19 protein-coding genes, 2 tRNA genes and 1 pseudogene are annotated in these 19,860 nt (G+C 47.6%); 5 read left to right on the forward strand and 17 right to left on the reverse strand.

Going from position 1 to position 19,860, the window contains the following annotated elements; genetic code table 11:
• Positions 1–6: 6 nt before the first annotated feature.
• Together HAL07_RS07035 and HAL07_RS07040 are read right to left on the reverse strand one after the other, a co-directional pair.
• Positions 7–1,287, reverse strand: coding sequence for a citrate synthase (locus HAL07_RS07035; RefSeq protein WP_053940702.1), 1,281 nt, complete (start codon positions 1,285–1,287; stop codon positions 7–9).
• Positions 1,288–1,372: 85 nt separating this feature from the next.
• Positions 1,373–1,570: pseudogene (locus tag HAL07_RS07040) on the reverse strand (hypothetical protein); the annotation flags it as partial.
• 376 nt (positions 1,571–1,946) lie between these two features.
• Between HAL07_RS07040 and icd the strand changes: the two are divergent.
• Together icd and HAL07_RS07050 are read left to right on the forward strand one after the other, a co-directional pair.
• A complete protein-coding gene (gene icd, locus HAL07_RS07045) occupies positions 1,947–3,224 on the forward strand; it encodes an isocitrate dehydrogenase (NADP(+)) (protein ID WP_053945563.1) in 1,278 nt (425 codons plus the stop codon).
• The gene (locus HAL07_RS07050; protein WP_053945564.1) at positions 3,224–4,039 is read left to right on the forward strand and encodes a sulfite exporter TauE/SafE family protein; all 816 of its coding nucleotides are present in this window, start codon (positions 3,224–3,226) and stop codon (positions 4,037–4,039) included. The genes icd and HAL07_RS07050 overlap by 1 nt, the downstream gene beginning before the upstream one ends.
• Here the strand turns inward: HAL07_RS07050 and HAL07_RS07055 are convergent.
• Together HAL07_RS07055 and kdsB are read right to left on the reverse strand one after the other, a co-directional pair.
• Positions 4,034–4,960, reverse strand: coding sequence for a CpaF/VirB11 family protein (locus HAL07_RS07055; RefSeq protein WP_053945565.1), 927 nt, complete (start codon positions 4,958–4,960; stop codon positions 4,034–4,036). The two genes, HAL07_RS07050 and HAL07_RS07055, sit on opposite strands and share 6 nt — an antisense overlap.
• Positions 4,954–5,652 (reverse strand): 3-deoxy-manno-octulosonate cytidylyltransferase, encoded by a 699-nt coding sequence (kdsB, locus tag HAL07_RS07060; protein WP_053940696.1) that lies wholly within the window; start codon positions 5,650–5,652, stop codon positions 4,954–4,956. The genes HAL07_RS07055 and kdsB overlap by 7 nt, the downstream gene beginning before the upstream one ends.
• A 116-nt stretch (positions 5,653–5,768) precedes the next feature.
• Between kdsB and HAL07_RS07065 the strand changes: the two genes are divergently transcribed.
• A complete protein-coding gene (locus tag HAL07_RS07065; protein WP_053940695.1) occupies positions 5,769–6,077 on the forward strand; it encodes a thioredoxin family protein in 309 nt (102 codons plus the stop codon).
• A gap of 1 nt (position 6,078) precedes the next feature.
• Here the strand turns inward: HAL07_RS07065 and HAL07_RS07070 are convergent.
• From HAL07_RS07070 to HAL07_RS07115, 10 genes are all read right to left on the reverse strand, one after another.
• Positions 6,079–6,155, reverse strand: a tRNA-Met gene (locus tag HAL07_RS07070).
• A 3-nt stretch (positions 6,156–6,158) separates the two neighbouring features.
• Positions 6,159–6,233 (reverse strand) — tRNA-Gln (locus HAL07_RS07075).
• Positions 6,234–6,279: 46 nt separating this feature from the next.
• Entirely contained in the window at positions 6,280–7,665 is a 1,386-nt protein-coding gene (locus tag HAL07_RS07080; protein ID WP_199766996.1) for an L-serine ammonia-lyase, read from the reverse strand.
• 22 nt (positions 7,666–7,687) lie between these two features.
• Complete coding sequence (locus HAL07_RS07085; RefSeq protein ID WP_053940693.1) at positions 7,688–8,929, reverse strand: aromatic amino acid transport family protein; 1,242 nt, start codon at positions 8,927–8,929, stop codon at positions 7,688–7,690.
• 113 nt (positions 8,930–9,042) lie between these two features.
• A complete protein-coding gene (gene folP, locus HAL07_RS07090) occupies positions 9,043–10,182 on the reverse strand; it encodes a dihydropteroate synthase (protein WP_053945567.1) in 1,140 nt (379 codons plus the stop codon).
• Positions 10,182–10,808: a DNA polymerase III subunit delta' gene (locus tag HAL07_RS07095; protein ID WP_053940691.1), complete on the reverse strand. Its 627-nt coding sequence runs from the start codon at positions 10,806–10,808 to the stop codon at positions 10,182–10,184. Before HAL07_RS07095 ends, folP begins: the two co-directional genes overlap by 1 nt.
• Positions 10,801–11,292: a HobA family DNA replication regulator gene (locus tag HAL07_RS07100; protein ID WP_053945568.1), complete on the reverse strand. Its 492-nt coding sequence runs from the start codon at positions 11,290–11,292 to the stop codon at positions 10,801–10,803. Before HAL07_RS07100 ends, HAL07_RS07095 begins: the two co-directional genes overlap by 8 nt.
• 26 nt (positions 11,293–11,318) lie before the next feature.
• A complete protein-coding gene (locus tag HAL07_RS07105) occupies positions 11,319–12,521 on the reverse strand; it encodes an aspartate kinase (protein ID WP_053940689.1) in 1,203 nt (400 codons plus the stop codon).
• Positions 12,521–12,991 (reverse strand): RNA pyrophosphohydrolase, encoded by a 471-nt coding sequence (locus HAL07_RS07110; RefSeq protein WP_053940688.1) that lies wholly within the window; start codon positions 12,989–12,991, stop codon positions 12,521–12,523. The genes HAL07_RS07105 and HAL07_RS07110 overlap by 1 nt, the downstream gene beginning before the upstream one ends.
• 97 nt (positions 12,992–13,088) lie before the next feature.
• The gene (locus HAL07_RS07115) at positions 13,089–13,391 is read right to left on the reverse strand and encodes a c-type cytochrome (protein WP_053940687.1); all 303 of its coding nucleotides are present in this window, start codon (positions 13,389–13,391) and stop codon (positions 13,089–13,091) included.
• 62 nt (positions 13,392–13,453) lie between these two features.
• Here HAL07_RS07115 and hemW point away from each other — a divergent pair, with 62 nt between their 5' ends.
• Positions 13,454–14,512: a radical SAM family heme chaperone HemW gene (hemW, locus tag HAL07_RS07120; RefSeq protein WP_053945569.1), complete on the forward strand. Its 1,059-nt coding sequence runs from the start codon at positions 13,454–13,456 to the stop codon at positions 14,510–14,512.
• 12 nt (positions 14,513–14,524) lie between these two features.
• Here hemW and HAL07_RS07125 read toward each other — a convergent pair whose 3' ends face one another.
• Entirely contained in the window at positions 14,525–16,087 is a 1,563-nt protein-coding gene (locus HAL07_RS07125) for a flagellin A (protein ID WP_053945570.1), read from the reverse strand.
• 159 nt (positions 16,088–16,246) lie between these two features.
• Here HAL07_RS07125 and HAL07_RS07130 point away from each other — a divergent pair, with 159 nt between their 5' ends.
• On the forward strand, positions 16,247–17,890 hold the full coding sequence (locus HAL07_RS07130) for an alpha-keto acid decarboxylase family protein (protein WP_053945571.1): 1,644 nt from the start codon (positions 16,247–16,249) through the stop codon (positions 17,888–17,890).
• Here the strand turns inward: HAL07_RS07130 and HAL07_RS07135 are convergent.
• Together HAL07_RS07135 and HAL07_RS07140 are read right to left on the reverse strand one after the other, a co-directional pair.
• A complete protein-coding gene (locus HAL07_RS07135; RefSeq protein ID WP_053945572.1) occupies positions 17,887–18,549 on the reverse strand; it encodes a beta/alpha barrel domain-containing protein in 663 nt (220 codons plus the stop codon). The two genes, HAL07_RS07130 and HAL07_RS07135, sit on opposite strands and share 4 nt — an antisense overlap.
• A complete protein-coding gene (locus HAL07_RS07140) occupies positions 18,540–19,829 on the reverse strand; it encodes a tetratricopeptide repeat protein (RefSeq protein WP_053945573.1) in 1,290 nt (429 codons plus the stop codon). Before HAL07_RS07140 ends, HAL07_RS07135 begins: the two co-directional genes overlap by 10 nt.
• Positions 19,830–19,860: the final 31 nt, after the last annotated feature.

Genomic DNA, 19,860 nt, shown 5'->3' on the forward strand with positions numbered 1-19,860 from the left:
CAAAACCTATTTGCCGATATAAACTTGTCTTGGCCGCGTGATGCGGGCTTGGGCGTTTTTGACATGCTCGAGGAGTTGGGCGCACCAGCCCACTGTGCGCCCGATCACAAACACGGGAGTGAAAAAGCGCACGGGGATTTGCAACGCCCGCAAGATCGTACCGGAGTAAAAATCTACATTGGGGTAAAGGTTGCGCGCGATAAAATACTCGTCTTTCAGGGCAACTTCTTCAACTTTAGCGGCGATCTCATCGAGTTTGGGATTCATTTTAATCCCCTTGGCTTGTAAATCGTCCTTGATTTGCTTTAAAATGCGCGCGCGTGGATCGTAGCTCTTATACACCCGATGTCCAAAACCCATGAGTTTAAAGGAGTCGTTTTTGTCTTTCACCCGAGCGATGTATTTATCCACATTTTTCACATCCCCAATCTCTTCTAGTTGGATCAAAACCTTTTCATTGGCCCCGCCGTGCAAATGTCCCCAAAGCGCGCTAATGCCCGCACTAATGGCCGCATAGGGATGTACCCCCGTAGAAGCAACATTGCGCACAGTCGTGGAGGAGGCGTTTTGCCCGTGGTCGGCGTGCAAGGTCAAGATTTTATCAAAGGCTTCGACTTCAAGGGGGGTGATTTCGATTTCGCCGTGCAAGCTGTGTTTGAGTCGTTCGTGGGGGTAGGCTCTGAGCATAAACAAGATGTTTTCAATGTAGCTGCGGCCAATGTCTGGGTGTATGATGGGCGCGCCGATTTCGTTGCGGTAACAAATGGCCGCTAGAGTAGGCATTTTAGCCACAATGCGCCGCGCCATTGTTTGGTAGTCTTCTTCCGTGTGCATCACAGCGTGGTCGGAGTAAAAGGTTGAGAGGATTGACACCCCGCTGCTGAGTTTTGCCATAGGGTGGGCATTTGTGGGGAAAGCAGCAAACATGTTCATTAAGGTTCTGTGGATAAAGCTTCTGTGGCGTAACTCCAGCTCAAATTCGAGCGACTCGGTCTCGTTTTGGGGAAGTTGGTCTGTGAGCAAGAGCTTACACACATCGACATACTTATATTTTGCGACCAGCTCCTCAATGGGGTGGCCCTTGTAGTAAAGCTCGCCCTTTTTGCCATCAATGTAACTAATGGTCGATTTGCACCCTGCTGTGGAGGAGTAACCCGGGTCGTAAGAAAAAAGCCCTGAAGTTTCGTAGAGCTTAGAAAAATCGATGGCATCCCCGCCCCTTGTACAGGCAATGGTCTCAAACTCAAACTTCTCGTTCGTGGCGTTGTTGGTGAGTGTGACAGACATGGACTTCCTTTTGGTTCGTTTTAGATCAAATTATACCCGCCTTGAGATTAAAACAAGGTTGCCTAAGCATGGAGTTTAACCATCTCTAGGTATTTTTGAAACATCTTAGCGTTAAAATTGCGTATCGTGTCCACAAGAGCGCGGATTGTGTAGTCCAGCCCAAGCGCCACCCCAAAAACTTTAAGAGTTTTACGGCTATCTCTTTGGAAATCTCTAACCCATAAATCTTGCTAAGGTGGATAATCATCGCAACATGGGTGGTGGCGATCAAGGGACAATCAGAGAAAGGGACGGGAGGCCTATGGTGGCGTGTAGCCCATAATTGCCTTGTGTGCGTCTTCCTTGCATTGTTCGCGGCGCAATTTTGATCGTATTTTTGTTTTTTTTACAAAAGCTGCTCACCTTGCTTTGTTTCTCGCATCTCTTGCTTTAGCTACTCCCTTGCCGTCCTTGTCTTGCTGGGCTTTGGTGATCCCCACAATTCCATGCACTCTCGCATCGGCCCCAAAGCCTTAGACATCAAACCCGCTGAATCCAGATTCACTTCTCTAGCTGCAACAATTAACACATTCCCTTACACCAAGATGGCCTCATTCTAGCCAAAGACTTTAAACCCGCTTTATGCTACAATGCCACGCATATCATCTTAAGGAGTTTTTATGTCTTACAACCCCAAGTATTTGTCTTTACCCACTGAGGGGGAAACGATCACTTACAAAGAGGGCAAATTGCATGTGCCAAGCCACCCCATCATCCCCTTCATTGAGGGTGATGGGATTGGTGTGGATATCACCCCCGTGATGCGTAAAGTCGTGGATGCTGCCGTGCAAAAGGCCTACAAGGGCGCAAAAAAGATCGCTTGGTATGAGGTCTTTGTGGGAGAAAAGTGCTACAACAAATTCAAGGACCACAAAGAATTAAGCGTGGAAGAGCAATGGCTCTTGCCCGACACCATTGAGGCGATTAACCATTTTAAGGTTTCCATTAAAGGACCACTCACCACGCCTGTAGGCGAGGGCTTTAGGTCGCTCAATGTTGCTCTGCGCCAAAAAATGGATTTGTATGTGTGCTTGCGCCCTGTGCGCTGGTATTCTAGCCCAAGCCCGGTTAAAGACCCCGCTAAAGTGGATATGGTGATTTTTAGAGAAAACAGCGAGGACATTTACGCGGGCATCGAGTTTAACCAAGACACGCCCGAAGCCAAAAAGCTCATTAAATTTTTGCAAGAGGAATTAAAAGTCACTAAAATCCGCTTTCCCCAAACAAGCAGTGTAGGCATCAAGCCCATTAGCCTAGAGGGGACGGAAAGGCTCGTGCGTAAAGCAATTGAATACACCATCGACAACGATCGCAACAGCCTAACTTTCGTGCATAAGGGCAATATCATGAAATACACCGAGGGGGCGTTCATGAAATGGGGCTATGCTCTAGCACAAAGAGAGTTTGGGGCAAAGCTCTTAGACAAGGGGCCTTGGTGCGTGCTAAAAAATCCCAAAACCGGTAAAGAGATTGTCATTAAAGACATGATCGCCGATGCTTTCTTGCAACAAATTTTATTGCGCCCGGCTGAATACGATGTGATCGCCACCATGAATTTAAACGGGGATTATATCTCAGATGCACTCGCGGCGATGGTGGGTGGGATTGGCATCGCTCCCGGGGCAAACATGAACGATAGTGTCGCCATGTTTGAAGCCACACACGGCACCGCCCCTAAATACGCGGGTCTTAATAAAGTTAATCCCGGCTCCATCATCTTAAGCGCGGAGATGATGTTGCGCCACATGGGCTGGATTGAGGCGGCGGATTTAATCGTGGTGGGCATGCAAAAGGCGATTGAGAGCAAAAAAGTAACTTATGACTTCGCGCGCCTGATGGAGGGCGCTACTGAGGTGTCTAGCTCTGAGTTTGGAGAGGTGATCATCTCGCATTTATAATGGGACTTGATTTTATTTTAGCCCTAGTGGGCTTTGTAACGGGCGTTACGGCGGGGTTTTTTGGCATCGGTGGGGGGGAGATTGTCGTACCCGCCGCCGTGTTTGCCGGCTTTAGTTACAGCCACGCGGTGGGTATTTCTCTCTTTCAAATGCTCTTTTCTTCGCTGGCAGGCTCGTTCATCAACTATAAAAAAGGCTTGTTGGATATTAAAGAGGGTCTAGCGATTGCACTAGGTGGGTTGTTTGGGGCAATACTGGGCAGTTTTTTGCTCAAGCACATTGACGATCGTCTGTTGATGGGACTATTTGTGGCGGTGGTGTGCTACACTTGTTTTAAATACGCCTTTGTGCGCGAGGGCAACTACCAAAGTGCTCACTTTCAAATGCACTCCAAGCGCACCCGCTTTAAAATCCCCCTAACCCATTGGCACTTGAGTCAAAAGCATGCCATTTTAGCGCTAGCGGGGCTACTCACGGGGGTTTTCTCGATCCCGCTTGGCATGGGTGGGGGGATTTTGATTATCCCCTTTTTGGGCTATTTCTTAAAATACGAAACCCAAAAAATCGTGCCTTTAGGGCTGTTCTTTGTCATCTTTTCTTCGCTCTCAGGGGTGGTTGCTCTCACCCACGCGGGTGTTTTGACCCCCCATGTTTTGTGGATTGGCTTTTTAACGGGCATGGGTGCTTTGGCGGGGGTCGGGCTTGGCATTAAATTAATCTTGGTGGCGACCGAGAAAATCCACCGGGTCTTGCTCTTAAGCATTTACGTCTTGAGTATCTTAGCCACGCTCTATAAGCTCATCGCAGAGTTATAAATTTCGGCTTAACAGCACTTGATTAATGTGCCTTTGCTCTTGGATTTTACACACTTGGATCACGACATCAATCGCACTTTTGAAGTAGCGTTTGACGATGCCTAAATCAAACTTCGCCTTATGCCCCATTTCAATGTTTAAAGCGATCGCTTCTAGGACCTGCTCCACACTATTGGCGTGTAAAGTCGTCATCATCCCCTTATGCCCCGTGTTGCCAAAGCGCAAAAATAAAAGGGCATTTCTAGTGTCAATTTCGCCCACCATGAGTCGATCGGGGCGCATGCGCATTGCCATGTTGAGGGCGTTTTCATAGGTGAAAGGGGTTTGCTCGATTTTACCCACCAACAGCCCCACGCTGTTTTCAAACCCGCTCAAATCCAGCTCTTGGCTATCCTCCACGCTCACGACTCGCTCTTCTTTGGGGATGGACTCCAAGAGGGCGTTTAATAGACTCGTTTTCCCGCTAGCGGTCGCCCCGCTGATTAAAATATTATGCCCCTCTTGCGCCATGCTTTTTAAGTCGGCGTGGCTAAAAGGGCAAGTGGGGGCTAGGGCGAAAGCCTCAAGGGGGAATTTTTGCAGGCTGGGTACGCGGATGTTTAGGCTGATTTGGTTATTTGTAGTGATGCTAAAGTGGTTGGCACTCACACGATAACGAGTAAAGGGGATGGAGCAGTTGAGCGTGGGGGCTTGGGTGTCAAAGGGCAAATCTCTATAATTGGCTAATTGTTCGCAAAAGCGCAATAAAAATTCTTTGCTGAAAGTGGAATCGTGGATTTTCTGGCGCGTGCCATCAAGCTTATACAGCCACAGCTCATTTTCGGTGTTGCTGATGAGCTCTGTGATTTGGCTTTGCAAATAGGGGGCAAAAAGAGCGATTTGCGCCTTTAAAACTTTGTGGGTTTTAAGGCTCTCTAGCACCTTTTTAAGGCTTCTTGTAAATCTTGCAGAGTGTCGATGCCCACGCTCTTAGTTTCTACAAGGCTTGTGGTGATGGCTTTATGGTGGTAGAGTGCCCTCAGTTGCTCGAGTTTTTCAATGTCTTCTAGGGGGCTTTTAGGCAGGGCGCAAAACTCTAAAAGCGTGTGTACTCTAAATCCATAAAGGCCTATGTGGCCCAAAAAAGAGTGGTGCTGTTCGTCTCGGCCATAAGGGATGGGGGCTCTTGAAAAATAAAGGGCGCGGTTGTCAATGCCTAGCACGACCTTAACAACATTGGGATCTTGCGCCTCTTTGGGGCTAATTTCCTTAATGCAAGTGTGCATAAAAGGCGTTTTTTGGGATTCTTGTAAAAGTGTGGCGATGATCTCAGGCTCTAAAAAGGGTTCATCGCCTTGCAGGTTTAAAACGGGGGTTTGTTCGGGCAAATTTAAAAGGGTGCAGGCCTGCGCGCACCTGTCCGTCCCGCTTGTGTGCGCCTTGTTTGTCAAAATGGCTTTGATGTTAAAATCCTCGCAGGCCCTTAAAAGCAAAGCGTCATCGCAAGCCACAACCACCTCATCGACTTTTTGGGCGTTGCGCGCGGTGGCGACCACCATAGGTACACCTTGAATGGGCACCAAAAGCTTACGTGGGAAACGGGTGGATTCTAATCTCGCAGGGATGACAATCATGCAATCTCCTTAAACAAAAAATACTTTATTATAGCCTTTTTGTGTGCGGTTTTCTTAACCTTAAATTTAGTTGTTTCAGGTTATGCTGTGCTCTCAATTCAAAAGAAAGGGCATAAATGGAAGTTTTAACAAGCCAAAATTACCAAGAAAAGATAAGTCAGGGAGCTGTGGTGGTCGATGTGGGGGCAAATTGGTGTCCAGACTGCCGCAAAATCGCCCCCATGATGGACGCTTTAGCCAAAGATTACAGCCAAGTGAAAATCTTTAAAGTGGATTTTGACCAAAGCGAAGATTTAAAGGAAAGTCTAGGCATTAAACGCATCCCGACTTTGATTTTCTACAAAGATGGCAAAGAAGTGGGGCAAAGGTTAGTCGAGCCTGATACAAAAAGCACCATCGAAGCGGAGTTTAAAAAGCTAGTGTAGTTGGTTGCGGGAGGTGGATTTGAACCACCGACCTTTGGGTTATGAGCCCAACGAGCTACCGGACTGCTCTATCCCGCGCCGTGGTTGGGGTAAAAGGATTCGAACCTCTGAATGGCAGGACCAAAACCTGCTGCCTTACCACTTGGCGATACCCCAACAGAAAGTGCTATTCTATCCTATTCATCTGCAAAAGTCAAGCCCCCTAGCACTTGGGGATATGCACATGTGTAGCCAGCCCGCCCAAAGAAGTCTCTTTGTATTTAGAGTCTAATGCCTTGCCCACCTCATACATGGTAGAGATCACATCATCAAGACTCACTTTGGCCTGATAACCATCTTCTAGGGCTAGGCGGGCTGAAGAGATTGCTTTGATGGTCCCCACCACATTACGCTCAATACAGGGGATTTGCACCAAACCGCCCACAGGGTCGCAGGTCAAGCCCAAATGGTGCTCCATCGCGATCTCAGCCGCGCTGAGGACTTGGCGCACGCTCCCGCCCAACACAAAGGCAAAGCCTGCTGCCGCCATTGAAGATGCAGTGCCCACCTCTGCCTGACAGCCTGCCTCTGCGCCACTCAAGGACGCGTTCTTTTTGTATAAATACCCTACCGCCGCACAGGTGAGTAAAAAATCCACGATCTGTTCGGTTTCCAAAGGTTTGATGTGGTGGTGGCAATAAAGCAAGACAGCGGGCACGACTCCACAAGCCCCATTCGTGGGGGCAGTAACGACCTTATGCCCGCAGGCATTTTCTTCACTCACAGCCCGCGCGTAAAGCGTGGCGTAATCGACCATCGCCAGCGGGTCAGCAAGGCTGGGGTGTTTGTTTAGGCGGGCATGGACTTTGGGGGCTAGACGCGCCATGCCAATGTAGCCGGGGAGTTGTTTTTCTTGAGAGGACACCCCATTTTTATAGCACTCCAACATCGCTTGATAAATTTCTAAGCAGTAAGTGCGGGCGTAATTTTGCCCAAACAACGCGCTTTCGTGCAAATCCACGATACCGGCAATGTGGGTGTGGTGCTTTTCGCACAGATCTAATAATTCTTGAGCGCTTGAAAAGTCAAAGGGGGAGTGCCCAGATTTTACAGAGTCGATCTTTTTATGCTTTAGCTCCTCCTCGGTGTAAATAAATCCACCCCCTGTGGAGTAATAGACTTCCTTAAGCAATAAATCCTGTTTGGCATTGAAAGCCTGTATCTCCATGCCATTTTCGTGCAGGTCCAAAGCCCTAGGCTCAAAGAGAATGTCTGTTTCAAGATTAAAGGGGATGTTCTTGGCTTTGGCTAGGTTTAAGCTGTGCTCTTGGATGGCTTTTTGCAAAATCTCTTGCCTTTGGGGCACGCTCACCTCTTTGGCGCACACTCCGCTAAGGCCCACCACACAGGCCAAATCCGTTAAATGCCCCTTGCCTGTTAAAGCCAGCGAGCCGTGCAGGATTACCTGCACTCTAGCCACTTGCTCAAGGATTTGTTTTTCTTGCAGGAGATGACAAAAACGCACACAAGCATCCATAGGGCCTATGGTGTGTGAAGAGCTAGGACCGATGCCAATTTTAAAAATGGCAGTGATGGATTGGCTGTAAATTTCTTGCTGTGTCATGGTTACCTCATTTAAGAATGTCAAGAATGGCGTTTAGGACGGTGAGTACGCCCGTTGCAAAGATGAAGGCATCGGCAAGCGGACTTCTAAATTCCTTCATGGAGGGCAGGGCATACATCGCCACAATGGGTAAGATAAAGGTGATGGTGGCAAGGGCAGGCCCGCCCAAATCCTCAATGAAACTTAAAATGCTGGGGTTGTAGTAGGCAACCGCAATGATGCTGATCCAAAAAAATATAGTGGTCCATGCATCGATTCGGCGGTGGTGGTGGGTGTTGAGCTTGTCTTTTGTGAAGCACTGCACAATCAAGCCCTTTAAGCCCTCTTTGGCTCCATAGTAATGCCCGAAAAAAGAAGTGGTGATGGCTAAAAACGCCACAATAGGGCCGGCGTAACCGATGAAGGGGTTATGCAGGGTGTTGGCAAAGTAGCTCAAAATGGGGATGTTTTGCGCCCGAGCTTTTGCAAAGTCAGCGGGGTCTAAGCACAAAATACAAGAGAACACAAAAAACATCACAAAAAAGAGCAGTAAAGAAGTGTTTAGCAGCTCGATTTGATTGGTCTTGTAGTGCTTGAGCTCCCCGTAGTGTTTTTCCACAGCCTGCGCGAAAGTCGATATGATCGCGCTGTGGTTAAAAGAAAACACCAAAACGGGCAAAGTGAACCACAGAGCCGCAAAAAATCCTTTGACGCTTGGAATGTCCGCGATCATGGCGGTTTTCCAATAGGGGATCAAATACAAAGAAAACATCAATAAAATCAAGGCCAAAGGATAAACAAGGGCATTGGCCACACGGGTTACAATCGTGGTGTTAAAAATCATCACAAAAATCATGCCCGTGATCAAGTGTTCGGCTAGAAAAAAGCGGTTGTTGTCAAAATAGTGCAAGCCCAGTTGGTTAGCAAAAAAAGACTCTACGGTGTTGGTGATCCCCACGCCATAGGCTAGACAAATCGGATAGAGGGCAAAAAAATACATCAAGGTGATTAAAAACCCGATCCTCTTGCCTAAGCGGGTGGCGGCGTGGGTGATGTCTTGGTTGCCTATGGCATTGACAAAGCGCGCTAAAGCCCTGTGACTAAGCCAAGTCATGGGAAAACTCATTGTAGCCATTAAGACCACAGGCCAAAATCCGTGTTCGCCCGCCTTGATGGGCAAAAACAAAATCCCTGCCCCAACAGCCGTGCCAAAGAGCGACCACATCCAACGGATGTCAAAGAGATTTAACTTTTTATCCGCTTGCGCCATTTAAACCCTTGTATCTCTAAATCAAAAGCCTCATTCTAACAAAATTAAGACAATGGGCCACCAGCCCTAACCAAGCGACGCGATTCTAGAGGGTTTGTGTAGCGGATGGTAACTTAGGGGATTTGCAATAGTGCGTTGTGGATGGCTAGAATGTCTAAATGCTCTGCAATGTCATGCACCCTTAGAATGCTCGCCCCATTTTCTAGGGCTTTTAAGTGCAAGGCAAGTGTGCCGGCTAGGCGATCCTTTACCTCCCTAGCACACACTTCGCCCACGCTTTTTTTACGGCTACAACCCACGAGCAAGGGGTAGCCAAAGTGCAGAAAATGCGTTAAGTGCTTAATGAGGGCTAAATTCTCAGGGCTTTGTTTAGAAAAACCAAACCCGATGTCTAAAATGATGTTATCAATGCCATGGTCTTTTAGGGCAGTGATTTTTGCGTGAAAAAACGCCTCCATTTCTATCCATAAATTTTTGGCTGTGAGCTGTTGGTGCGCCCTCAAGGGCACGCCCAAAGAGTGCATCAACACCACTTGCGCCCCAAACTCTTTGGCCACGGAAAACATACGCGGGTCGTTAAAGCCATTGACATCGTTGAGGACACAAAAGCCATGCTCTAGGGCAAAGGTGGCCGTTTGGGGGTTGTAGGTGTCGATGCTGAATTTGGCATGCTTGTAAAGGTTTTGGCTTTTGATCTCGGTGCATAAATCTTTTAAGCGGGCCATCTCTGTGCTCGCGTCTGTGTAAAGGCTGTCTGGTCTAGAGCTGGCCGCGCCTATGTCGATGTAGGCGATTTTCTGCTCTAAGAGTCTATAGATTTGCTCTAGGGCGGTTTTTGCGCTGTGGCGGCTGTTGGGGTAAAAGCTATCGGGAGTCACATTGACAATTGCCATTAAAGCGGGGGCAACCTTGGGAAGGGTGAAGTGGGTTTCTAGCTCTTTGGCAAGTTTTTTAAGCCCAAAGTCTTGTTTAGCGCATTTTTGAACTAAGTGCTGGAGCTGGTCTAAAGTACCCACGAGCAAACAATCATAGGCCTTCTCCTGTGCCAAAATACAATTTTTAGGCGTGGCTAGCTCTGCGCCCACACGCAACGCCTCTTGTTTTAAAATCAAAGTGGCGCTTAGGGGCAAGTCAGTGATTTTAAAACTCAAAAGTTTGGCTTTTTTAGCCATGATGGCTTGTCCTGTGGGGTGTGCGCCAATCTCTTTTAAGGCGCAAGAAAAACTAGCCGGGTTGAGTCGTTGCAAAAACATTAGCCTCTCGCTTGCAACACGCTTAAAAGCAAGGGCAAGAGGTTATAGCTGGGGCGCAAGTAAAGGGCATTGGCGTGAATAGCGTTGTCAAATTGTGTGAGTGTGGCGGGGCTTAGGTGGATGCCCGCTTGCTTTGTGGCCTCTAAAAGTGCGGCGATTTGGGTTTTCACTTCCTCTTGGTTAAATTGTTTGTCGGCATTTTGTAAAAACTGGTAAAGGGCGCGTAAATCACAAGTTCTTAGGTCTAGCCCAAAAGGTGGGAGAGGTGTTTTGGTGCGCTTGTTGGTGTGAGGCAAGCGGGAGCGGATTGTGAGCAGGAGTGCGCTTGGGTGCTTGGTGATGAGAATAAAAAAGGTGTTTTTGGGCGGTTCTTCTAGGATTTTAAGCAAAGCGTTTTGGGCAAAGAGATTAAAGTTAGAAGCGGCGATGATGAAGGCTTTTTGCCCAGAAAACTTGAGTACACAACGGCGTTTGATCTCGTGGGCGTGTTCGATTTTTAGCTCATCTTCACAAACGAGTTCAGCTAAAAAGGGGGTATTTTGGGCTTTAAAATGCACCTCTAAAAACTCTTTATGGTTTTGGGCGTGCTCTTTTGGGGTGTTGGCGTAGATGATTTGACTAGTCATCTAAGCGCACTTGTCCTAGCAAACTTTCTAGCACCATATGGGCAAACACGCGGTAAAGTTGCAAAAGTTTGTGATCGAGCAGGGGATCAAGGGATTCAAAGTTGATCGCCCCCTCTTTGGGGCTGTCTAAAAGCCACAACAAACTTTGATCCACGCTTGAAGCAAGCTGCGCCATTGGGGTGTTGCCAGCTCCCACATACCAAAAGATATAGTTTTGATAGACCAAATCTAAGGTGTTGCGCACTAAAAAGATGTCTTGGCCTTGTTGCAAATAAACTTGGAAACTTTTCAGGGGGTCAAAGATAGGCACTAAGGGGTGCATAGGGTGGGCGTTTAAATGCGCTAAAGCATAGGTTCTAAGCCACGCACGCGGGGCATCTGTGGCCACAAGAAGACACCCTCCTTTTAGAATATGCCTTGTGGCGCGCAAAAGGGGGGCACAATCCTTAGGCAACTCAAGGCATAAAAACCCCTCTTTTTGCAATGTGGCAAACCACTCTTTAAGCCGCATTAAAGGTCGAGTTTAAAGGCCGTGTGTAGGGTTTTCAAGGCAAGCTCAGCCACGCCAACCTCCACAACCACAGAAATTTTAATCTCACTCGTGCCAATCATTAAGATGTTGATATTCTCTTTGGCTAGGGCGTTAAAAACCGCGCTGGCAATCCCCGAGTGTGAGCGCATCCCCACCCCCACCACAGAAACCTTAGCGATTTTGTCGTCATGCTCGATTGAGCCGATGTTTTGCAGATTTTTTAAAACGTGCAAGCAAGCTTCTAAATCGCCTTTAGGCACGGTGAAATTAATGTCGGTTTTGCCATTACGGGCAACTGTTTGCACGATCAAATCGATGTTGATCCCTGCACCGGCCAAGAGTCCAAAAACCTCCCCGGCAATGCCCGGATAATCCAAAGCATCGACAATATTCACACGGGCTTGGTCGGTATCTAGGGCGATGCCACTCACAATGGGTTTTTCCAAAATTTTCTCCTCTGAAGTGATGCGCGTCCCCTCGGTGCTGTTGAAAGAATTGCGCGTAACAAGGGGAATGTTGTATTTTTTAGCCAGCTCCACAGAGCGGTTAAACAGCACCTTAGCCCCCATTGAAGCCAACTCTAACATTTCCTCATAACTGATCTCATCGATTTTGCGCGCACGGGGCACAATGCGTGGGTCTGTGGTGTAAATGCCATCCACATCGGTGTAAATCTCGCAAAGCCCAGCGTGCAAGGCCCCGGCTAGAGCCACTGCGCTTAAATCGCTGCCCCCCCGCCCCAAGGTGGTGATCTCTCCACTAGGACTGATCCCTTGAAAGCCGGCCACCACCACGACAAAGTTTTGTGCCAACAACTCTTTGATTTTAGCTGTATCGATGTCTAAAATCTGGGCTTTGGTGTAGCGCGCATCGGTTAAAATGCCCGCCTCCGACCCACTGAGCGAACACGCCTTTTGCCCCATAGATTCAAGTGCGATGGCGAGCAAGGCGCTAGAGATTTGCTCTCCGCTACTAAGCAGGCGGTCTAATTCCCTTTGGTTGCTGCGCGCGCCAAAATAGTGGGCTAAATTTAAAAAATCATCTGTGGTGTCGCCCATCGCTGAAACCACCACCACTAAATCCTCATAGAGCTTTTTACTCTCAATCACGCGTCTAGCCACCGCTTCAATGCGCGCACACCCCCCCATGCTCGTCCCCCCAAACTTTTGCACTACCAGCATTACAAATACCCTTCTTTGCGGAAATAGCCGATCACTTGGCGATAAACTTGGCGTTTGAAATGCACGACCCTATGAAAGAGATCCTTGGTTTTCACAAAACAATAGCGGTTAAACTCGGGCGAAAGGGTTTGGATGTTGATCAAAGAATTGTTTTTGAGCCGCACTAAAAAGTACTTCTGCTTTTGCCCATCAAAGGGGTAGAGTTTTTTGGGCATCGTGGGGGGGAAGTCGTAGGTGATCCACTTGGGGTATTCGGCAATCACCTCGATAGCGTCTGTGCCGATCTCCTCTAAAAGTTCGCGATAAAGGGCTTTTAAAGGGGTCTCTCCTTGATCGATCCCACCTTGGGGGAATTGCCAAGCGCCTTGGATGTCGATTCGTTGTGCGAGAAAAAACTCACAATCCCTAGGGTATTGAGAGGAAAGCACAACAGCGGCCACATTCGGGCGGTAACTTTTTTTGGTGTCCATAGTTGTCCTTTTTGCTGGCTCTTAAAGCCAAAAAACTGGGCAACATTATAACACACGCGAAACTGAAAGAAAGCCCCCGCTCCTTTAGTGTTTAGATTTACTTTTTAAGAGTGGGGATGTATTTTGCGAGCGCGTCGATCTCTGCATCGCTCAAAGGTTTGGTCTGCGTGTGCATCACAGCACCCATCCCATAGCGATTAAGCGTACCCGCCTTATAGCCCTTCAAGTCCTCTTTAATGGTCGCGCTGTCTAAAGTATTGACCACATGCCCTTTGCCAAATGCCTTTTTATCCATAGAAGCCCCGTGGCAACCAGCGCATTTTTTAATCAATTCGGCAGGTTCAGCCGCCCCTAAAAGCCCAAGACCTAATACAGCACCCAAAAATAGAAACTTATTCAAAAAAACCTCCTCTAGTTTTATCAAAAAGCATGCTAAGATGATATTATTTAAAGGATTAAGTCATGCTTAAATCCACGCCCCAAAGAGGCCTTTACATACACATCCCCTTTTGCACGAGCAAGTGTGGGTATTGTGCCTTCAATTCTTTCAGTGGGCTCGACTCCCTAAAAGATGCCTATGTGCAAGCTCTCATCCTAGATTTAAAAGAAAGCCTTAGGGACACCCCAGTTTTAAGCTCTATCTTTGTTGGCGGGGGTACACCAAACACTCTAGAATCCAAACACTATGAACAGATTTTTAGCACCATTTACGCCAACACAATTTGTGCTCCCAACACAGAAATCACTTTGGAGGGCAACCCCGATATAATCACCAAAGAGTGGTGTCAAACTTTAAAGGCTTTGGGGGCTAACCGCCTTTCTTTGGGGGTGCAAAGTTTTTTTGCCGACAAATTAAAGTTTTTACAAAGAGAGCATGGCCAACAAGATATTTTTAAAGCCCTTGAGAGCGCACATAACAGCGGATTTGAACACCTCAGCATAGATTTGATCTACAACACCCCCCTAGACACACCCACACGCCTTAAGGCAGAATGTTTGCTTGCAAACACTCTGCCCATAGACCACCTCTCTGCTTACAGTCTGACCCTTGAAGACAACACCCGTTTAACTAGAAGCACGGCCCCAAGCGCGCTTTTAAACGCCGATGCCATGTTGCAAAATCTTTTAAAAGATTTGGGTTTTGTACCCTATGAAGTGTCTAATTACGCCAGACCCTACCAAGTACAACACAATTTGGGTTACTGGGCGGGGTGTGAGTATTTGGGCTGTGGAGCAGGAGCTGTGGGGCGCGTGGGTCAAGAGCGGTTTTATAAACAAAAAGATGTCTTAAGTTACATCAACGACCCCCTAAAACAGCGTGTAGAGCATTTAAGCGATCAGGATTTAGAGCTTGAAAGGCTTTTTTTGGGTTTGCGCTGTGTGTTGGGCGTAGAGTTAAAGGGGCTAGAACCTAAAAAAGTCCAAACCCTCGTGGAGGAAAAAAAATGCGAAGTGCGCAACCAACGCCTAGTTGCGCGCGATTTCTTCCTAGCGGACGAAATCGCTTTGTGGCTCACCTAAAGCCCGAAGGCCCTAAGTTAAAAGGCGGAGAATATTTTGTTGCACAGTGTTGGCTTGGCTCATCGCGTAACTACCAGACTGCGCCAAGATGTTGTTTTTGCTAAAGTTTGCACTCTCTTCGGCAAAATCCACATCGCGGATTTGCGATTCAGCGGCCTTCACATTCACTTGGGTGATGGTGATGTTATTGACCGTGCTCACCATTTGGTTTTGCACAGAACCCAAGTCAGATCGGATTTTATCCAACATCTTTTGCGCAGACTCGGCAATGTCCATCACCACCATCGCACCCTTAAGGGTGGTAACCCCAGAACCTAGCGTGAGGTCCTCTTTAGCTAGAGTGTTGTTGTAGTTGGCCCCAGAGGCGCTGCGCACATTTTGGTTAAACTCGCCAAGCACATCTCTTAAATTAACTGTGGTGCTGGCGGCATCGCCCTTGCCAAAACCGATGGCTTTATAGCCGGCATCGGCATCGGTCACATTGGCCCCAGAAACGATGAGAATATCCCTAGCATCTTGACGCACCAAAGACAAACGCCCATAATTGACAGAACCATCTGTGATTTTTTGGCCACCATTGAGGGTGTCTAGGGCCATCGGGCTCCCACCACCACCTTTTTGATCGCCTCCGCCTTCGTTATCAGCCTTTAGGCTAATGCCCCGACCATCCAAACTGCGTAGGTTTAAGCGCCCCTCAGAGTCTGTATAGGCCTCGATGCCTGTTTGTGCAGTTACAGCGTTAAAAGCCGCCACCAAACGACCATCGCTGTCGTTTTTCTTCACACCCACAACATTACCGATATGGATGCCATTGAGGACCAAATTATGAAGGCTACCTGAACGGATGGCCGTGTCTGAAGTGGAGATCACATTTGCAGTTGCTCTAACACCTGTGGCGTTGGAGTTTTTGTTGATCACCTCCACCAAAACGCCCAAGCCTGTGCCGGCAGAAGTGGAGATTTTCACACTTTCTAAATTCACATCATGGATACCATCGACTTGCTTAAAAGTCAAAGCCACATCCCCAGAAGCAGTGATCACTTTACCGGTAACGATCTTAGTCTGTCCGATTTTATCCGAAGTGGCCGCTCCAATACTTGCCTTAATGGTTTGGTTGGAGTAAGCCCCCACTTGAAACTCTTTATTAGAGAAAGACCCAGCTAAAAGGGTTTGCCCGTTGTAAGAGGTGGTGGTACCGATGTTGTCCAAGCTTTGGATCAAGCGCACAATGTCGGCTTGCAAAGCCTTTCTTGACTGGGTATTTTGCCCATCTTGAGCCGCTTGGGTCGCCTTCGTTTTGATGGTGTCGAGGATTTTGATTTGTTCATCCATCGCTTTATCGGCGATTTGGATGATCCCCATCCCATCATTGGTGTTGGCGATTGCCTGCCCTAAACTTTTGGCTTGAGAACGCAATGAATCGGCGATCGTCATCCCGGAAGCGTCATCGGCAGCCTTGTTGATGCGCAAGCCCGAACTCAACCGCTCCAACGATTCCTTTAAATCGCGCTGCGTCACCAACCCAACCGCGTGGGCGTTTAACGCATTGATATTTGTATTGACCTGAAATGCCATACTAACTCCTTGTTAATCTCCTAAAGCTTCCTTGCCTTGGCGCACCTATAATCGGCCAAAAATCATTTTATTAAACGCTCCAAGCGTGCATTTTAGCTTTATTTTCGTTGTCTTTTTAAGCTAAAATAACGCCTGTAATAAAAAAAGCAAGGAGATCGCATGACAGTTAGCATTGGCCAGTATCTGCTGGATAGGTTAAAAGATTACGGCGTGGGGCACATCTTTGGCGTACCCGGAGATTATAACTTGGGCTTCTTAGACATGATTGAGGATGACCCTAATCTAGAGTGGATCGGTAATTGTAATGAGCTCAACGCCTCCTATGCGGCGGATGGGTATGCCCGCATCAAACCGATGGGCGCGCTTTTGACCACCTTTGGTGTGGGCGAGCTTAGTGCGATTAATGGGGTGGCGGGCTCTTTTGCAGAGAGCGTGCCTGTGGTGAAAATCGTGGGGATGCCCTCGCGCAATGTTTCAGAGAATAGACGCTTTGTGCACCACACCCTAGGCGATGGGGAGTTTATGAGGTTTTACGCCATGTATCAAGGCATTAGCGCGGCGCAAACGATCTTAAACAAGCAAAACGCCAAGAGCGAGATTGATCGGGTTTTGGCCGAATGTGCTTTGCATAAAAAGCCCGTGTATATCGGTATCCCCGCCGATGTGCCGCACATGCAAATTGAAGTTTCAAGCCCCATGCTCTACAAGCCCAAGAGCGATAAAAAAATCTTAAACGCTTTCATCGAAGCCGTGAAAAAAACTTTGAAAACTTATAAATCTTTCATCGCTATGGCCGACTACGAGGTGAATCGCTACCACCTCAATCAAGAGTTACACGACTTCATTGAAGCTACGAATTTGCCCATCGCCTCGCTCTCTATGGGTAAAGGTGTATTTTCCGAGCAACACCCTAACTTCATTGGAGTTTATAACGGGATATTGAGCGATGATCGGGTAACAAACGCCATTAAAGAATCTGATTGTACGATCTTAGTCGGCGTGAAACTCACCGACTCCTTAACCGCCGGCTTCCACTACATTTGCGAAGAGCCCACCCCTAAAATCGAAGTCCATCCGCTTTACAGTAAAATAGGCGAGAAGGTGTATAGCGACATACTGATGCAAGATGTGCTTAAAAAACTCTCTCATCTAAACTTTAAATCTAAAATGCCCTCCAAAGAACCTAAAGAAAAGCCCAAGCTAACGGGCAAACTCACCCAAAGGCAATTTTTCCAAGTGGTCGAAAAACATTTACAGCCAAATGGGGTGTTGATCGCCGAGCAGGGGACTTCGTTTTTTGGAGCGATTGATGTGAGCTTGCCACAGGGGACAAGCTTTATCGGGCAACCGCTTTGGGGTTCGATTGGCTACACCTTTGGGGCCCTATTAGGCAGTGCTTTAGCCGATCGCAAACGGCGCAATGTGCTTCTAGTCGGGGATGGCTCTTTCCAACTCACCGCCCAGGAGCTATCCACGATGCTAAGAGAAAACATCACTCCCATTGTCCTTGTGATCAACAATGATGGCTACACGGTGGAGCGTTGCATCCATGGACCTGAGCGCAAATACAACGACATCAACATGTGGCATTACACCAAGCTTTTAGAGGCCTTTGATGTGCATTTACACAGAAAACCCTTGTCTTTCAAGGCAGGCACCGTCGAAAGTTTGGAGCAAGCCCTGGAACAGGCAAACAAACACCCCGATAAACTAGCCTTCATAGAGGTACAGATGGATAGAGATGACGCGCCCGCTCTCTTAAAGAAATTGGGTGGTCTCTTTTCAGCACAAAACAGCTACTAAGACCACAAGATCAAAGCATCGGCCCCATAGGAATTTTGAGAATCGATGGGAGGGGTGCTTAAATCCTTTAAAACCACCAAGCCCTGCGGGACAAGTTGCAAGAGCTCTTCAAAGTTTTGCACGATGTAAAGGGCTTTGGCTCTAGCTAAAATGGCGCTTTTTAAGTCGGCCACGTTGCTAACCTGCACAATTGCCAACAGCCCTAAATGCGCGGTGTAAGCCACCATGTTTTTTAAATCTTTTTGCAATAAATTAGGGTCTAAGACTAGGCCATCCACACCATAGACCAAGGCTTCCAAAATTTGGTAACGATCGATGATCAAATCTTTTAAGATTAGGGGTTTGGTGCAAAGACGGCGCACGAAACCGAGCAAGTCAAGCATTTCTAAGGACGGCTCTTTGGCATAAAGGGGGGTGAGATCAAACAACAGGGCCAACGCTTGGCTCTCTTGCGCCTTTTGTAAGTTCTCTAGCAAAACTTCTAAATCTTGGCGCAGATCGAGGGCTAAAATGGCGTGGGCTAGAGAAAGTTTGCGCCTCAACTGCTCCAGCTCTAGGCGGGGCAAATAGGGGTTGTAGGCAAGGCTACGGCCCAACATCTCAAAGGGGCGGATTTGCTCCTTAAGCGCCAAAAGGGTTTTTAAATTTTCTATTGGCACTCGGCGATGGCTTGGGAGTGGGCTTTCAACTCGGGTTGGGCGTTGATGTCCTCTTGTGAAATGCCTAAAAAGAGTTTTTTGGCCAAGGCGCAATTGCCTAGCTTGAAATACCCCCAAGCAAGCGAATCGATGTAAAAAATCGACTTGGGCTCAATTTGCAAAGCCACTTTGACATAGTCGATCCCCTTGCGGACATTTAGCCCATACTCGATGAGCGAATAACCCAAGAAATTATAAAAAAAGGCATCTTGGACATCTAACCTGCCCTTATGGATGCGGATTTGCTCTCTACGCTCGGCAATGGCTTTTTCAAGTTTGTGCGTGATGGGCAGGAGGTCGGTTTTGTTCAACTTCTTTTGAGCTGTTAAATCCTCGTAGCTATAAACCGCCTCTAGTGCTAAGAATTTGGGGTCTTTGCGCTCTTTATAGAGCAAACCCGCTTGTTTAGAGGCTAGAGCAAACTTCTTTTGGGCGGTGTAAAGATCTAGGAGCAAACGGCGGTTAAAAGGAAAACCTTTGGCAATTTTTTCAGCCTCACTAAATTCTTTGAGCATCACCAAAACCCCAATGTAGAGCTGGGCGTTTTGCACCACAGGGTCTTTGTGATAGAGGGTAGAAAAAGCCTCTTTAGCCTTATCAAGCTGGTTAAGCTGGACTAAGGTGTTGAAACTTTTTTGGCACAGATCGGGAGAACAGCCGTACTTTTCTAAATGGGAAGTGATGAGGTCGGCCGCCTCTTGCTGGCTGTTTTGGATGAAGTAGAGGGTGATGAGCTTTTCTAAAGTGTCCTCATCATGTACTTGGTTGTAGAGCTTGCTTAAAATGTCAAAGGCTTTGGTGTATTGTTTTTCGCTGATGTAGAGCGCGCCTAGTACGCTATCAAGCATTAAGGATTTGTCCTCTTTGCGGATTTTTTCCAAAAGAGCGATGGCCTTTTGGATTTGGCCGGTTTTAATGTAGCCATCCACTAAGATTTTGTTGATCGACAGGTCTTTGTTGTTTTTGGTAACTTTTTTATAAAGTCTAGCCAACTTTACAGCGGTGTTGATGTCACCCAAGCTGGCGGCTGAAATGGCGGCCTCTTTGGCGTAAATAATGTTGTTCGTTTCTCTGTAAAGCTGTAAATAGCCCTTTTTAGCCGTAGCAAAGTCGCCCCTGTGGAAGGCATCTGAAGTGATTAAAATTTGTTGGTCTTCTGTCATGCTTTGGGCAAAAAGTACACCACTTAGTGCCAAACTTAAGCCTAGAAACCTCAAAGTCTTTCTTTTCTGTTGTGGCATAAAACCTCGCTTATGTGTAGAATTTTCCTAG

Origin of the sequence: Helicobacter ailurogastricus (assembly GCF_001282945.1) — a bacterium.
GTDB classification, from domain to species: Bacteria; Campylobacterota; Campylobacteria; order Campylobacterales; family Helicobacteraceae; genus Helicobacter; species Helicobacter ailurogastricus.

Coding starts and splice junctions, on each gene's coding strand:
- HAL07_RS07035 (WP_053940702.1), bottom strand. CDS start 1,287: ATGTCTGTCACACTCACCAACAACGCCACGAACGAGAAGTTTGAGTTT.
- icd (WP_053945563.1), top strand. CDS start 1,947: ATGTCTTACAACCCCAAGTATTTGTCTTTACCCACTGAGGGGGAAACG.
- HAL07_RS07050 (WP_053945564.1), top strand. CDS start 3,224: ATGGGACTTGATTTTATTTTAGCCCTAGTGGGCTTTGTAACGGGCGTT.
- kdsB (WP_053940696.1), bottom strand. CDS start 5,652: ATGATTGTCATCCCTGCGAGATTAGAATCCACCCGTTTCCCACGTAAG.
- HAL07_RS07065 (WP_053940695.1), top strand. CDS start 5,769: ATGGAAGTTTTAACAAGCCAAAATTACCAAGAAAAGATAAGTCAGGGA.
- HAL07_RS07085 (WP_053940693.1), bottom strand. CDS start 8,929: ATGGCGCAAGCGGATAAAAAGTTAAATCTCTTTGACATCCGTTGGATG.
- folP (WP_053945567.1), bottom strand. CDS start 10,182: ATGTTTTTGCAACGACTCAACCCGGCTAGTTTTTCTTGCGCCTTAAAA.
- HAL07_RS07095 (WP_053940691.1), bottom strand. CDS start 10,808: ATGACTAGTCAAATCATCTACGCCAACACCCCAAAAGAGCACGCCCAA.
- HAL07_RS07105 (WP_053940689.1), bottom strand. CDS start 12,521: ATGCTGGTAGTGCAAAAGTTTGGGGGGACGAGCATGGGGGGGTGTGCG.
- HAL07_RS07110 (WP_053940688.1), bottom strand. CDS start 12,991: ATGGACACCAAAAAAAGTTACCGCCCGAATGTGGCCGCTGTTGTGCTT.
- hemW (WP_053945569.1), top strand. CDS start 13,454: ATGCTTAAATCCACGCCCCAAAGAGGCCTTTACATACACATCCCCTTT.
- HAL07_RS07125 (WP_053945570.1), bottom strand. CDS start 16,087: ATGGCATTTCAGGTCAATACAAATATCAATGCGTTAAACGCCCACGCG.
- HAL07_RS07130 (WP_053945571.1), top strand. CDS start 16,247: ATGACAGTTAGCATTGGCCAGTATCTGCTGGATAGGTTAAAAGATTAC.
- HAL07_RS07140 (WP_053945573.1), bottom strand. CDS start 19,829: ATGCCACAACAGAAAAGAAAGACTTTGAGGTTTCTAGGCTTAAGTTTG.